This is a genomic window from Agromyces rhizosphaerae, assembly GCF_027925245.1.
In the GTDB taxonomy this organism is placed as follows: domain Bacteria; phylum Actinomycetota; class Actinomycetes; order Actinomycetales; family Microbacteriaceae; genus Agromyces; species Agromyces rhizosphaerae.
The window spans coordinates 2,581,498-2,594,977 of record NZ_BSDP01000001.1 but is presented as its reverse complement, the minus strand read 5'-3'; the positions used below and the strand labels follow the sequence as shown (position 1 = coordinate 2,594,977).

The 13,480-nt window shown below is 71.9% G+C and carries 14 protein-coding genes and 1 tRNA gene; 8 read left to right on the top strand and 7 right to left on the bottom strand.

The window, feature by feature from the left end:
- Positions 1-115 precede the first annotated feature (115 nt).
- The 3 genes from QMG39_RS12255 to QMG39_RS12245 are packed head-to-tail and all read left to right on the top strand — an operon-like array spanning position 116 to position 3,495.
- Complete coding sequence (locus QMG39_RS12255) at positions 116-958, top strand: MTAP family purine nucleoside phosphorylase (RefSeq protein WP_281885375.1); 843 nt, start codon at positions 116-118, stop codon at positions 956-958.
- Positions 955-2,019: an NAD-dependent epimerase/dehydratase family protein gene (locus tag QMG39_RS12250; RefSeq protein WP_281887274.1), complete on the top strand. Its 1,065-nt coding sequence runs from the start codon at positions 955-957 to the stop codon at positions 2,017-2,019. Before QMG39_RS12255 ends, QMG39_RS12250 begins: the two co-directional genes overlap by 4 nt.
- Positions 2,020-2,076: 57 nt before the next feature.
- The gene (locus QMG39_RS12245; RefSeq protein ID WP_281885373.1) at positions 2,077-3,495 is read left to right on the top strand and encodes an MFS transporter; all 1,419 of its coding nucleotides are present in this window, start codon (positions 2,077-2,079) and stop codon (positions 3,493-3,495) included.
- Positions 3,496-3,514: 19 nt separating this feature from the next.
- Here the strand turns inward: QMG39_RS12245 and QMG39_RS12240 are convergent, their stop codons facing one another.
- The gene (locus tag QMG39_RS12240) at positions 3,515-3,709 is read right to left on the bottom strand and encodes a hypothetical protein (protein ID WP_281885371.1); all 195 of its coding nucleotides are present in this window, start codon (positions 3,707-3,709) and stop codon (positions 3,515-3,517) included.
- Between the two features lie 91 nt (positions 3,710-3,800).
- Positions 3,801-5,708, bottom strand: a complete 1,908-nt coding sequence (locus QMG39_RS12235; RefSeq protein ID WP_281885369.1) for a glycoside hydrolase family 15 protein — start codon at positions 5,706-5,708, stop codon at positions 3,801-3,803.
- 160 nt (positions 5,709-5,868) lie between these two features.
- Here QMG39_RS12235 and QMG39_RS12230 point away from each other — a divergent pair, with 160 nt between their 5' ends.
- The 4 genes from QMG39_RS12230 (at position 5,869) to QMG39_RS12215 (ending at position 8,558) form a co-directional block, all read left to right on the top strand.
- Complete coding sequence (locus QMG39_RS12230) at positions 5,869-6,201, top strand: histone-like nucleoid-structuring protein Lsr2 (protein ID WP_281885367.1); 333 nt, start codon at positions 5,869-5,871, stop codon at positions 6,199-6,201.
- A 13-nt stretch (positions 6,202-6,214) separates the two neighbouring features.
- Positions 6,215-6,571, top strand: a complete 357-nt coding sequence (locus tag QMG39_RS12225; protein ID WP_281885365.1) for a TraR/DksA family transcriptional regulator — start codon at positions 6,215-6,217, stop codon at positions 6,569-6,571.
- Positions 6,572-6,720: 149 nt separating this feature from the next.
- Positions 6,721-6,936 carry a hypothetical protein gene (locus QMG39_RS12220; protein WP_281885363.1) on the top strand — a complete coding sequence of 72 codons (216 nt, stop codon included), beginning with the start codon at positions 6,721-6,723 and terminating at the stop codon, positions 6,934-6,936.
- Between the two features lie 35 nt (positions 6,937-6,971).
- Positions 6,972-8,558 carry a hypothetical protein gene (locus QMG39_RS12215; RefSeq protein ID WP_281885361.1) on the top strand — a complete coding sequence of 529 codons (1,587 nt, stop codon included), beginning with the start codon at positions 6,972-6,974 and terminating at the stop codon, positions 8,556-8,558.
- Between the two features lie 73 nt (positions 8,559-8,631).
- Here QMG39_RS12215 and QMG39_RS12210 read toward each other — a convergent pair whose 3' ends face one another.
- A complete protein-coding gene (locus tag QMG39_RS12210; RefSeq protein WP_281885360.1) occupies positions 8,632-10,263 on the bottom strand; it encodes an MFS transporter in 1,632 nt (543 codons plus the stop codon).
- A gap of 40 nt (positions 10,264-10,303) precedes the next feature.
- Positions 10,304-10,930, bottom strand: coding sequence for a TetR/AcrR family transcriptional regulator (locus QMG39_RS12205; RefSeq protein ID WP_281885358.1), 627 nt, complete (start codon positions 10,928-10,930; stop codon positions 10,304-10,306).
- Positions 10,931-11,038: 108 nt separating this feature from the next.
- On the opposite strand from QMG39_RS12205, the gene QMG39_RS12200 reads away from it, so the two are divergent.
- Positions 11,039-11,419: a hypothetical protein gene (locus QMG39_RS12200; protein WP_281885356.1), complete on the top strand. Its 381-nt coding sequence runs from the start codon at positions 11,039-11,041 to the stop codon at positions 11,417-11,419.
- Between the two features lie 77 nt (positions 11,420-11,496).
- Here the strand turns inward: QMG39_RS12200 and QMG39_RS12195 are convergent.
- The 3 genes from QMG39_RS12195 to QMG39_RS12185 form a co-directional block, all read right to left on the bottom strand.
- Positions 11,497-11,569, bottom strand: a tRNA-Ala gene (locus QMG39_RS12195).
- 81 nt (positions 11,570-11,650) lie between these two features.
- Positions 11,651-12,697 (bottom strand): hypothetical protein, encoded by a 1,047-nt coding sequence (locus QMG39_RS12190; protein ID WP_281885354.1) that lies wholly within the window; start codon positions 12,695-12,697, stop codon positions 11,651-11,653.
- A gap of 119 nt (positions 12,698-12,816) precedes the next feature.
- Entirely contained in the window at positions 12,817-13,476 is a 660-nt protein-coding gene (locus QMG39_RS12185) for a GNAT family N-acetyltransferase (RefSeq protein ID WP_281885352.1), read from the bottom strand.
- Positions 13,477-13,480 lie beyond the last annotated feature (4 nt).

The following is a 13,480-nucleotide window of genomic DNA, read 5'->3' as shown; positions in this document are numbered from 1 at the left end:
CATTCCTTACGGTCCGCGAACGCCGCTCCGCGACGCGTCGCGGGCGCACGCCCCCGCACGGCACCATCGAAGCACCCCGGCACGACTCCCCGGCACCGACGAGAGGACGCCCACCTTGACCGCAACCGCAGCGCACGGCGTCGAGATCGGCGTGATCGGCGGGTCGGGGCTGTACGCCCTGCTCGACCACGACGAGGCGCAGGTCGTCGACATCGCGACCCCGTACGGCCCGCCGTCGGGTCCGCTCACGATCGGCGAGCTCGCCGGCCGCCGGGTCGCGTTCCTCAGCCGGCACGGCGCCGGGCACGTCATTCCGCCGCATCGCCTCAACTTCCGCGCGAACGTCTGGGCGCTCGCGAGCCTCGGCGTGCGCGCGATCGTCACGTCGGCCGCGGTCGGCGGGCTCGTGCCCGAGGCGCGCCCGGGCCGCTTCGCGCTGCCCGACCAGTTCATCGACCGCACCTGGGGCCGCCACGACACGTTCTTCGACGGCCCGTCGGTGCAGCACCTCGCGGCGGCCGACCCGTTCGACCCCGAGCTGCGCCGGCACGCGGCATCCGCCGTCGCCGCCCTCGGCGAGGACCTCATGACCGAGGCGACCACCGTCGTGATCCAGGGCCCGCGGTTCTCGACCCGCGCAGAGTCGCGGCTGTTCCGCTCGTGGGGCGCGCACCTGGTGAACATGACCCAGTACCCCGAGGTCGTGCTCGCCGCCGAGCTCGGCGTGGGCCTCGTGAACCTGTCGTTCGTGACCGACACCGACGCCGGCGACGCCGCGGGCGAGGCCGACGCGGTCGACCCGCAGCTGGTGCTCGACCGCATGGCGGCCGCAGAGCCGCGCATCCGCGCCGCGATCACCGCGATGGTCGGCGCGGTGCCCGACGACTACACCGCCCGGCAGTTCGTCGACCCGGCCGCGGTCGCCGCGGTGCTGGCGCAGGCGCCCGTGGTGGCCTGACCGTGCTGCTCGTCACCGGGGGCGCCGGCTTCATCGGCTCGCACGTGGTCGAGGCGGCGGTCGCCCGCGGCGAGCGCGTGCGGGTGCTCGACGCGCTGCGGCCCGAGGTGCACGGCGGCGCCCGGCCGGCGCTGCCCGACGGGGTCGAGCTGGTGCGTGGGTCGGTGACGGATGCCTCGGAGGTGCGCGCCGCCCTCGACGGGGTGTCGGCGGTGTGCCACCAGGCCGCGAAGGTCGGGCTCGGCGTGGACTTCGCCGATGCGCCCGACTACGCCGAGACCAACGTGACCGGCACCGCCGTGCTGCTCGCGGCGATGACGGCCGCGGGCGTCGACCGGCTCGTGCTCGCGTCGTCGATGGTCGTCTACGGCGAGGGGCGCTACCGCGACGGCGACCGCATCGTGCTGCCGCCGCCGCGCGCGGTCGGCGACCTCGAGCGGGGCGTGTTCGACCCGCTCGGCGCCGACGGCCGGCCGCTCGAGCCGGTGCTGGTCGGCGAAGAGGAGACGCTCGACCCGCGCAACGTCTACGCCGACACGAAGCTCGCGCAGGAGCACCTGGCGTCGTCGTGGACCCGGGCGACCGGCGGCCACGCGGCGATGCTGCGGTACCACAATGTGTTCGGGCCGCGGATGCCGCGTGACACGCCCTACGCGGGCGTCGCGTCGATCTTCCGCAGCGCGCTCGAGCGCGGCGAGGCGCCCCGGGTGTTCGAGGACGGCGGGCAGCGCCGCGACTTCGTGCACGTGCGCGACGTCGCACGGGCGAACCTCGCGGCGCTCGACGGACTGGCGGCGCTGCCCTCGGGCGCGGCGCGCGCGTACAACGTCGGCAGCGGCACCCCGCGCACGGTGCTCGAGTTCGCGACCGCGCTGGCCGACGCGTTCGGCGGCCCCGCACCGGTCGTGACCGGCGAGTACCGGCTGGGCGACGTGCGCCACATCACCGCATCGTCGGCGCGCATCGCCGAGGAGCTCGGCTGGCGCGCGACCGAGCCGTTCGACGACGCCGTCCGCGAGTTCGCGACCGCTCCCCTGCGCGCCGCTGCACCCCGCGACTAGAGTGATCCTCATGTCCGGCGCCCCGTCGAGGGCGATCGTCGACGAGGGGCGGCAGTCATGCCGAAGCCAGACGGACCGAACGCACGCACCGACCAGCCCGAGGGCCTCTGGCGCGCCACGATGCGCTACGTACCGGTGGGGCTCGCGCTGTTCGCGGTGCAGCTCGACTTCTTCGCGCTGAACCTCGCGCTGCCGACCATCGCGAAGGACCTCGGAGTCCCAGTCACCGACCTGCAGTGGATGCTGAGCGGCTACCTGCTGAGCCTCGGCTCGTGCTTCGTGCCGGCCGGCAAGCTCGGCGACACGATCGGGCGCCGCAGGGTGCTCATCATCGGCATGATCGTGTTCGGCGGCACGAGCCTGGTCTGCGCACTGGCATCCGCCGCCCCCGTGCTCATCGCGTTCCGCGTGCTGCAGGGCATCGGGTCGGCGCTCATCATGCCGAACGCGTTCGCGCTCATCGCCGCCACCGCGCGCCCCGAGCAGCGCGCGCGGATCATGGGCATCATGCTCGGGCTCTCCGGCTCGGGCACGGCGCTCGGCCCCGTCATCGGCGGCGGGCTGGCGTCGGTCGCCGGATGGCGCTGGGTCTTCCTCATCAACGTGCCGGTCGCGATCGTCTCGGCGATCGCCGCCGCCCGACTGCCCGAGTCGACCGCCGAGGGCCACACGAGCGTGCGGAGCATGGACTGGCTCGGCGTGGTGCTCGTCACCGCCGGTCTGGCGCTCGCGTGCGTCGGCATCGACAACACCACGAATCTCGGCATCGAATCGGTGCTCACCTGGGCACCGGCGGCGATCGGCGCGGTGCTGCTCGTGTGGTTCTTCCGGCACGTGGCCCGCAGGGAGCATCCGCTCATCAACCTGCGACTGTTCCGCGAACGCGGCTTCGTGTTCGTGCTGCTGGCGGGCACCGCGCTGAACATCGCCTTCATCATCTTCGTGTTCGCCGCGACCCTGCAGCTGCAGGACGTGCGCGGGCTCTCACCGGCGGAGTCGGGCTTCGTGTTCATGCTGGCGGCCGTCGGCGTGGCCGCGTGCGGGCCGACCGCGGGGTTCCTCACCGACCGGTTCGGCGCCGGCTGGGTGCTGAGCGCCGCGTGCGTGCTCGCGACGGCCGCGGTCACGGGCATCGCGCTCGCGCAGAACCTCGTCGTCTACACGATCGCGCTGGCGTTCTGCGGGCTGAGCTGCGGCATGGGCTTCTCGGTCTCGCAGATCGGCGCGGCCGACATCCTGCCCGCGAAGCTCGCCGGCGAGGGCAGCGCGCTCGCGCTCACGTCGATGATCGCGCTCGGCGGCGTCGGCACGGTCATCGCGGGCGCGGTGATCGAGGCGCTGTCGGGCACGCCGAAGGCCTGGTCGCTCACCGCGCTGCTGCTCGGGCTCGCGGTGCTGCTCGCGCTCACCGCGGTCGCGACGATCGCGAGCACGCTGCGGCGGCAGGGGTTCTCGGCGACCGCGCCTGCCCGCTGACCCCGCTGAGCCCCGCGGCTCAGCCGACCAGCGCGATGAGCCCGTAGTACACGGCGTACACGGGCCACACGATGGCCTGCAGCAGCCCGAGGATGACCGCCCAGAAGCTGCCGTCGGAGCGGTCGATGAAGTAGATCGCCGCACCGATGTAGGCGAGCAGGAAGAAGAACCCCCACTGCCCGGCCGATCCGTAGTTCCGGCTGCGATCGCTCATGGCGTCCTCCCGAGGGGCCGGTCAGGGTGTCGACCCGTCGCCGCCAGCGTATTGCCGCGGGATTCCGGTGCGCAATGCCGCCTGCGCGACCTCAGGCGTCGCGGCGCCCCCGCCAGAGCACGGGCTCGACGTCGCCCGACCCGTGGTCGAGCTGGTAGTCGAGGTTCACGGCCGCGTTGATGAGCGCGAGGTGGCTGAACGCCTGCGGGAAGTTGCCGAGCTGCTCGCCGGTCAGGCCGATCTCCTCGGAGAACAGGCCGAGGTGGTTGGCGTAGGTCAGCATCTTCTCGAACGTGTACCGCGCCCGGCCGGTGTGCCCCGACCGCGCGAGCGCGTCGACGTACCAGAACGAGCAGAGCGTGAAGGTGCCCTCGGAGCCGCGCAGGCCGTCGGGCGACGCGCTCGGGTCGTAGCGGTAGACGAGGCTGTCGGAGACGAGCGTCTCCTCCATCGCCGCCATCGTCGACAGCCACATCGGGTCGCGCGGCGCGACGAACCCCATCAGCGGCATCAGCAGCAGCGAGGCATCGAGCACATCGGTGTCGAGGTGCTGCACGAAGGCGCCCCGTTCGGGATTCCACCCGGTCGACATGATCTCCTCGTAGATGCGGTCGCGCTCGGCGGTCCAGCGCTCGATCGATGCGGGGCGCCCACGACGCTGGGCGAGGCGGATGCCCCGGTCGAGCGCCACCCAGCACATGAACCGCCCGTAGGTGAAGTGCTGCTTCCCGCCACGGGTCTCCCAGATGCCCTCCTCCGGCTCGCCCCAGTGATCGCAGACCCAGTCGAGCATGTCGCGCACCTGGTCCCACCCGCGGTGCGGGAGCTCGAGGCCGTGCGTGTCGGCGAGGTGGATCGCCGACATCGCCTCGCCGTAGATGTCGAGCTGCAGCTGGTCGGCGGCGCCGTTGCCGATGCGCACCGGTCGTGACCCCCGGTACCCCTCGAGGTCGCCGATCGTCTCCTCGACGAGGTCGGACGACCCGTCGATGCGGTACATGATCTTCAGCGGCCCCGAGTCGTCGCCCACGCTCTCGTGGATGCGGTCCATGAGCCACTTCACGAACGCCTCCGCCTCCTCCACGTGGCCGAGGCAGAGCAGCGCGTAGACCGAGAACGACGCGTCGCGGATCCAGGTGTAGCGGTAGTCCCAGTTCCGCTCGCCGCCCACCTGCTCGGGAAGCGCCGCGGTCGGGGCCGCGACGAGCGCGCCCGTCGGCGCGTACGTCATGAGCTTCAGCGTGATCGCCGAGCGCGAGACGTACTCGCGCCAGCGCCCGGTGTAGGTCGACGCGTCGGTCCACTCGCGCCAGTACCGGCGGGTCCGGTGGTAGAGCTCCTCGAGCTCCTCCTGGGGCATCTGGCGGGGCTCGACATCGCCCGAGGTCAGCACGACCCCCGTGGTCTCGCCGGCGTCCAGCGTGATCGTGATGCGCACGCCGTCGCCCGACGGCGTGATGTGCCCTGCCCGCTGCCCGTCGTGGAGCACGGGGTCGCCGATCCGGTGCAGCGTGAGCCTGCCGACGTCGGAGCTGAAGGTGATCGCCGCCCCGTTCACGATGTCGACCGTGTGGGGCGCACGCCCGAAGTCGAAGCGTGGCTGGATCTCGCCGACGAACGTCATGGTGCCGCGCACGACCCGCACCATGCGCACGAGCTGGTGCACGTCGGTCGCCTCACCACCGGTGACGGGCATGAAGTCGATCACCTCGCCCACGCCCGCCTCGGTGAGGAATCGCGTGACGAGCATCGCGGTGTCGGGCAGGTACAGCTGCTTGGTGACGAAGTCGTCGGCGTCCGGGCTGATCCGGCAGAATCCGCCCCGCTCGGCGTCGACGAGCGACCCGAACACGGTCGGCGAGTCGAACCGCGGGCAGCAGAACCAGTCGATCGTGCCGTCGCGGTCGATGAGCGCGGCGGTCTGCAGGTCGCCGATGATGCCGTGGTCGCTGATGTCCGGGTAGTCGCCCGCCACCGTGGTCCCCGTCCCGGGGCGCACGGACGGCTCCCCCGGGCAGCAGGCTCGCACCCCGCGCAGCGACCGTCAAGGGCGCTGCCCTCCCGGACGGGCGAAATCGATGAGGAGCGAGAGAATATCGGAAATGGATTTGCTCGCGCAATTCCCTGCGAATCGCTATTCGCGGGAATACACTGCGAATATGGCAAAACGCGTCATTGAACAATTCGTCGACGATCTCGACGGTTCCGTGCTCGACGGCGACGCCGAGACCGTGCGCTTCGCACTCGACGGCACCTCGTACGAGATCGACCTCTCGCCGAAGAACGCCTCCGCGCTCCGCTCCGACTTCGAGAAGTACGTCAGCGCCGCCCGCAAGGCGAGCCTGGCCGGGCCTCCGCGACGGCGCCGCTCGAGCGGCAGCGGCACGGACACCGCCGCGATCCGCGAGTGGGCCCGTGCGAAGGGCATCGACGTACCGTCCCGCGGCCGCCTGCCCAAGAGCGTGATCGACGCCTACGGCGCCGAGAGCTGAGCGCGGCGCCCTCGTGCAGACGGAGGAGTTCCGCGCGCTGCTGACGGCGCGCCGGGCGGAGTTCGTCGCGGCCGGCGGCGCCCACGAGGCCACCGAGCGCGAGCTGGCCACGGCGCGCGGCGACGCGACGACCGACGACGAGCACGACCCCGAGGGCGTGACGATCTCGGAGGAGTGGTCGCAGCTCGCCGGGCTCCGCGAGGCCGAGCGACGTGAGCTCGACGAGATCGACGCGGCGTTCGCGCGCCTCGACGCCGGCACCTACGGCACGTGCGTCGACTGCGGCCGGCGCATCCCCGTCGGCCGCCTGCGCGTGCGACCCGAGGCCGCGCGCTGCGTCGAGGACGCGGCGCGCGCGGAGCGCAACTGACGCGTCATCGGTGGCGGGATTCCCCGGGGACGGCCCCTCGGCGCGATCCCGAGGCCTTCACAACCACACGGTTCGGCCACTACGCTTCCGGTCAGACGCACCACGCCATCGCTCACGCACCACCGAAGCTGGGAGCAGATGTGATTCGGATGTCCGTGTTCTACGTCCTGTCGGGAGTCTTCCTGGCGCTGGCGATCGCCACTTGGGTCACGCCGCAGTGGATCGAGGCGGTGTTCCGCATCGATCCGGACGGCGGGAGCGGTGCGCTCGAGTGGGCGATCGTCGCGGTCGCGGGAGTCCTCGCCGCCGCGGCGGCGGCGCTCGGCACCCGAGATGCGATCGCGCTCCGCCGACGGACGGCGTGACGGCTCGCTGAGGCGCGGGCCGGAGCGGGACCGACATGTCGACCCCGGTGCAGTGGGTGCTCCGCGGGGGCAGCGGCGAGCTCCGTGACGGCGCGCGCGTCCGCATCCACAACTCCCGCGCCGACAAGAGCATTCGCTTCGGCGAACAAAGTCACGGCATCAACCTCGTGTGGAGCACGGGTGCGGCACCGAACGCCACGATACGAACCCGGGTTCCGGGCGCCGCAGTCACCTACGCCACACCGGTGGCCATCGCGATCGACGGGGGTGGTTTCCTCCGGTACCAGCGGCGGCAGACCGGGATCGGTCTCGACTGGTCGGACGAGCCGGACCACCAGTGGGAGTTGACCGGCGGGAGACAGCACAAGACGGTTCGCTTCGGCGAGTCGGTCGGATTGCTCAACACGCAGCACGGGGACCACCTCGTCAACAGCACACGCCCGAAGGGCATCAACCTTCGCTGGTACTCGAACCTTTGGCTCGGCAGCGTGCCTTCCGACGACGTTCCGGAGGACCGGAACGAGAAGGCGATCGGCGTCTTCCCAACGGGCGAGGACCTGGACGATGCTGTCGCACTTCGCCGCGCAATGCGCAGCGTGTTCGCCGAGTACGTCCCGCTGCCGATCCCGAACGGTCTCCGCGGCAGCGCACGCGAAACCGCTCAGATCGAGGTTTCCGGCGTCGCGCGGATCACGACGCTCTTCCACGGGCGGATCGACGATGAGCTCGACTGGCATCTGTACATCGCACCAGATCCCTTCACGCGACACGTACTGGCACGTCACACGCAGTTGCATACGTACGACAAGGCCACCGACCGGAAGTTCGATCGGCTGTACTTCGAACTCATGGTCTTGGACGGCTGGACGAACGAGACCTTCGATGAGTTCTTCCATTCGGCGGACATCCGCCGAGGGCTACTGCTGCAGCACCCTGCGTGGGAGTACAGCGAACAGGCGGGTGGAAACCAGGGGACGGGGCAAGACCTCACCCATGAGTCGCAACTGACGAGGACGAACGCACACGTGCGCCTGCAGGGACCGTTCGTCAACGATGTCAATCACGGGTTCCACCCCGAGATCCATCCGCTCGACTCGATCGCATTTCCCCTCGACGCCAACGGCGAGCCGCTCCCGGGCGGGCCGGAACATCCCAGCTGGCCGACGAAGGTGCTCACCTGGCGGGTCGCCGTCTTCACCAACTCGTCGTTCCACCGCATCAACGGCGCCGACTACCTGAAGCAGGACCGCGTCACGACCTGGCTGCTCGACTTGCCCAGCGACGCGACACCCGCAGAGAAGCCGGGTCGGCCGCGATTCGGCCGCCAAGGCGGCTTCGGTCGACTCTCCGCGTCAGCGCAGGTCTCCGTCGGACGCACATTCCCGGGACTCACCAACGGCAGCACCGGTGTCGGCGGCCTTGACGCATCACGCCCCACCGCCGCGACCTACGAGCGATACGGCGTGGTATCGGATGACCACGACATCTTCACCGACCCGACCGACGGCCGCAGGAAACTCCGCGTTCATGTGCACATGAACGAGCCCGACCGCTGGGGCGGCATGTACCTCGCAGACTTCCACGTGAGCGTGGGCCCGCCAGTGGTGTCGAAGCCGACCTAGCACGCCTCACCGCCTCGCGGCCGCGGCCGCGGTGCGACCGGCGCAAAGGACCGGCGCTGGGCAGCCCCGGCCGTCAGTCGTCGCCGGCGACCTCGGGTTCGGCCTCGGGTTCTCGCCGCGCCGACACCTCGGCCGGCAGGTTGCGCGAGAGGAACAGCGACAGCACCAGCAGCGCGAAGACGATGAAGATCGCCTGCCGGAGCGCCTCGAGCTGCGAGTCGGCGTAGTCCGACGCGATCGAGACCGCCATCTCCTGCGAGCCACCGCCGTCGAGCACGAGCTGCACGGCCTGCTCCTCCGAGACGATCGGCACCCCCGACTCGACCCGCTCGATCACCTGGTCGCGTGCCTCGCGCGGGAGGTCCGCGTTCCCGTCGACCGCCGAGACGAGGCCGGTGCCGAGCAGCGTGATGAAGACCGACCCGACGATCGCCGTGCCGAACGAGGAGCCCAGGTTCTGGAACGTGCCCTGCAGCCCGCCGACCTCCGACGTGTCGCGCTGCTCGACTGCGGACATGTTGACGTTGCCGAGCTGCGAGGCGAGCAGGCCGAACCCGGCACCCGAGATGAACATCCCGATCGCGAACGGCCACCCGACGAGCTCCGGCTGGATCGCCACGAGGACGAACAGCAGGCCCACGGCCATCGTGACCTGCCCGAGTTGCGCGATGCGGCGGGCGGAGCGGCGGGCCGTGAGCCACGAGCCGACCGCGGAGAACACGACGAGCCCCAGCGAGAGCGGCAGGATGCGCAGACCGGTGCCGAGTGCGTCGTACCCCTGCATCGTCTGCAGGTAGACCGGGATGACGAAGAACATGGCGGCGACCGCGAAGTACTGCACGAGGAACCCGGAGAGCCCGCTGCGCAGCGCGGGGATGCGGAAGAGGCGGACCTGCAGCAGGGGCATCCGCCCGCTGTCGGCCAGCGTGCGCTGGCGGAGCAGGAACCACCAGAGCACCGCGATGCCCGCGAGGATGAGGTAGGTGACCGGGGAGATGCCGAGCGGTGCGATCTCGACGCCGCCGACCTCTGGCGGCGCGATCGGGACGAACCAGCCCCAGGTCTTCGACTGCAGCACGCCGAGGACGAGCATGGCCATGCCGCCCGCGGAGAGCAGCACGCTGGGCAGGTCGATGCGCAGGCCCCGGTCGGCGGCGACGTCCCGGATGCGCCCGGAGACGAGCAGGATTCCGATCATCACGATCGTCTCGCCGACGAACACGTACCGCCACGACGCGTAGGTCGTCACGAGCCCGCCGATCAGGGGGCCGGCCGCCGCCGCGAGGCCGGTGACTGCGCCGAGGATCGAGAACGCCACCACACGCGCGCGACCCTCGTAGTTGATCGCGGCGAGCGAGGCGATCGCCGGGATCACGAGCACCGCGCCGAGGCCCTCGACGACCGACCAGCCGAGCAGGAGCACCGTGAGGTTGGGGCTCAGCGCGGTCACGAGCGACCCGGCGCCGTAGACCACCGCGCCGATGCGGAACGCGCGCGAGCGCCCCCACTTGTCGCCGAGCTTGCCGCCGGTGAGCATGAACGCCGCCATGGTCAGCGTGTAGAACGTGATCGCGGCCTGCATGCCCGTGATCGACGTGCCGAGGTCGGCGGCGACCTGCGAGATCGACACGTTCATGACGGTGCTGTCGAGCACCATCACGAACTGCGCCACCGCGAGGATTGCGATCACGAACCCGTGCTTCACAGCTCCGACCCTAGCGGCGCGGGGCGGCGTCGCGCAGGAGTCACGCCGGGTCGAGGAGCAGGGTCGCGAGCAGCCCGCGCCGCCAGCGCTGGAACTCGTCCTCACCCATGCCCGCGTCGAGCCACTTGAGATGCAGCTCCGGCGCGGCCAGCAGCCAGAGGTCGAGCGCCAGCTCGTCGAATCCGCGGTCGGAGCGGAGCCACCCACGCTCGGCGAGCACCTCGAGCACCCATTTCTGGCCGTCGAGCCGGAAGCGCTCCTGCCGCCGCCACGCCTCGGCGACCGACTCGTCGACGTTGGCCGCCTCCAGGAACACCCGCACGAGCGGGAGGGCGGCGTCGGAGACCTGCTTGCCGGTCACGGAGAAGTGCTCGATCACCGCTGCGGCGTCCGGCATCGCGCGCGCCTGCTCGGTCCACACGGCGGAGTCGACCAGGTCGGGCACCGACCGCTGGAGCGACGCGAGCAGCAGTTCGGCCTTGGACCCGAACAGGTTGAAGACCGTGCCCTCGGCGACCCCGGCGGCCTTCGCGACCGCGCGCGTGGTGGTCGCGACGTACCCGTCGCGGAGGAAGAGCGGCGACGCCGCGTCCGCGACGTGCTCGCGGGCTGCCTGCTGCTTGCGCTCCCGGAGTGACATGTACGGCGGGCTCCCTTCGGCGGGCATCGACAGCCCGATCCTAGTCGTCCCTCATCTTCTTGAAGTGTGGCTCATTTGATTGTAGTATCACTCACAGCGGAGCGGTCATCCGCTCCCGGGACGAGGGGGTCTCCCATGCACACCAGGAATCTGATCGGGCTCGGCGCAGTCGCCGCGCTCGCACTCACGGGGTTCACGGCGGCGCCGGCGTACGCCGATCCGCCCGAGAAGGCCGACCACGGCCATCTCCTCCTGCTCGACGTCGTCTCCGTGCCGGGTGCTCCGGGCACGCCGCCGACGATCGTCTCGGTCGGCAAGTGCGTCGAGATCGCCGGCGGCCAGCCGGTCGGCACCGCCGCGCACGACGACCCGCGACACGCGCCCGGCTTCAGCGCCGGGTGGTTCGGCGAGCGCACCGGCAACGTGCTCGTGCCGACCGCTCCGTTCGAGCCCGCACCCGGCCAGGTCGTGCCGTGGACGAACTGCGCGGAGTTCCTCGCATTCGTCGGCCTGTGACGCCGCATCCGAGCCCGCGCAGGAGCCCGGAAACGACGAAACCCCCGGCACCTGCCGGGGGTTTCGCACTGCTTCGGTGGACCCAGGGGGATTCGAACCCCCGACCTTCTCATTGCGAACGAGACGCGCTACCAACTGCGCCATGGGCCCGAGCGACATTCACCATATCACCCGCGCGGGCGCACTCCGAATCGAGCGCCGACGTTCCGGCGCGAGCGCTCGGAGGGCGGATCAGCCCGCCACGCGACGGCGGCGCAGCACGGCGTCGAGGTCGGTGAGCCCGGGCTCGGTATCGCCCACCACGCCCATCGACGCGTAGCGGCTCGGCGGGGCCGCGGCCTCCTCCACGGCGGATGCCCCGCCGTGCGGCTGCGGCGGACGCACGGGTGCCGCGTGGCCGTCGCTCCGCGCCGGTGCCGCGGCCTCGCGGCCCGCGATGCGCGAGCCGTAGCCGCCCGTCACGCGCGCGGCGATCGAGGTCACATCGGGGCGCATCGCGGCCGCCCGCTGCTCGAGCTCGGCCTCGCTCGCGGCGCGACGGAGCTGCTCGGCCGCCTCGATCGACGCCATCGCGGTCGCGGCGATGGTGCCGCGCGAGAGCACGAGCGGCTTCGGCAGCGGCTGAGGGGTCCATCCGCCCTCCACCGCCTCCTGCGCGAACTCGATCGGCTCGAACGCCGCCTGCGGGTGCGCGGGCGCATCGGATGCCGCGGGCTGCACCGTCGCCGCAGGGGCGACCCCGCGACGCGCGAGCGCCACGATCCCGCCGAGCGACGCGACCATGCCCGCGCCGCCCGCGAGCGCGACGAATTCGCTCATGCCGAACGCGAGCCCGACGAGGCCCACCACGACCGTGACGAGCGAGAGCAGCAGCCCCAGCGAGCACATGGCGCGCCGGCGACGCAGCCGGCGCCTCGCGGCCCCGCTCGCCTCGCGCACCGTGGCCGCGGCGACGCGCCTCGCCTCGGCGGCGCGCAGCCGCGCGGCCTTCTCCTCGGCCTCGGCGAGCGCGCGTCGCGCGTCGGCCTCGTGCTCGGCGGCACGTTCCTGCCGCCGCAGCAGTCGCTCCTGCTCGGCGATCGCGCGGGCGTTCGCCTCGACCGTCACCGGCTCCGGCGTCTCCGACGTCTCGGCGAGGATGCGGAGGGTCTGCTGCAGGCGGACGGTGTTGCGCTCGGTCGCGAGGTACTGGCCTCGCCGCACCCAGCTCGGGAGCAGGTACGCGATCCAGAGCACGGCGGCGACGGCCAGAAGGATCCCCCCGCCGAGCACGTCCATGCGCCAACGGTACGGCCGCGCGGAACCGGCCGTCCACAGCCCCCCGGCGTGTCAGCCCGATCGACACCCGACGATCGGGTATCCGCGCTCGCCCGACGCCGCTCCCCAGGGCCCCGGCGTCAGCGGCCGGGCTGCAGCGGGTACGCGGCCGCGGCCCGGTCGTCGGGGCTGATGCGGGCGGCCTCCGCCGGCACCCGCCCCTCGCGCCACCGGCGCAGCACGCCGCCGCGCACCTCCTCGACCACGAGCGCGAAGCAGAAGTGGTCGCGCCAGTCGCCGTCGATGTGGATGTAGCGCCGGCGCAGCCCCTCGTAGCGGAAGCCGAGCTTCTCGACGACGCGCAGCGAGGCGGCGTTCTCCGGCCGGATGCAGATCTCCATGCGGTGCAGGCCGAGCTCGAAGAAGCAGTGGTCGGTCGCGAGCGCGACCGCCGTGGGCGTGATGCCCCGCCCGGCCGCGCGCTGCACCACCCAGTAGCCGATGGTCGCCGACGACACGGAGCCGTACGTGATCGACGAGACGTTCAGCTGCCCGACGAGCTCGCCCGACTCCTCGATGAGGAACGGGATCGCGGACCCCGCGCGGGCGTGGGCCAGGAGGTTGCGGATGCTCGCCCGGGTGTCGAGGGTGCTCGACCCGGCCGGGTGCGTCGCCTCCCAGCGCCGCAGCCAGGCGCGGTTGTCGAGCAGCTCACGCTCGAGGGCCCGCGCATCGCGCACGCGGATGGGGCGCAGGGTCACCGCGCCGTCACGCAGCGTGGGAAGCGCGGGACCGGCCATCCGG

Bases quoted from the DNA above. Each gene is read 5' to 3' on its own strand.
- QMG39_RS12205 (WP_281885358.1), bottom strand. From the start codon at position 10,930: ATGCCCGCCGAAGGGAGCCCGCCGTACATGTCACTCCGGGAGCGCAAG.
- QMG39_RS12185 (WP_281885352.1), bottom strand. From the start codon at position 13,476: ATGGCCGGTCCCGCGCTTCCCACGCTGCGTGACGGCGCGGTGACCCTG.
- QMG39_RS12200 (WP_281885356.1), top strand. From the start codon at position 11,039: ATGCACACCAGGAATCTGATCGGGCTCGGCGCAGTCGCCGCGCTCGCA.
- QMG39_RS12230 (WP_281885367.1), top strand. From the start codon at position 5,869: ATGGCAAAACGCGTCATTGAACAATTCGTCGACGATCTCGACGGTTCC.
- QMG39_RS12215 (WP_281885361.1), top strand. From the start codon at position 6,972: ATGTCGACCCCGGTGCAGTGGGTGCTCCGCGGGGGCAGCGGCGAGCTC.
- QMG39_RS12190 (WP_281885354.1), bottom strand. From the start codon at position 12,697: ATGGACGTGCTCGGCGGGGGGATCCTTCTGGCCGTCGCCGCCGTGCTC.
- QMG39_RS12220 (WP_281885363.1), top strand. From the start codon at position 6,721: ATGTCCGTGTTCTACGTCCTGTCGGGAGTCTTCCTGGCGCTGGCGATC.
- QMG39_RS12245 (WP_281885373.1), top strand. From the start codon at position 2,077: ATGCCGAAGCCAGACGGACCGAACGCACGCACCGACCAGCCCGAGGGC.
- QMG39_RS12240 (WP_281885371.1), bottom strand. From the start codon at position 3,709: ATGAGCGATCGCAGCCGGAACTACGGATCGGCCGGGCAGTGGGGGTTC.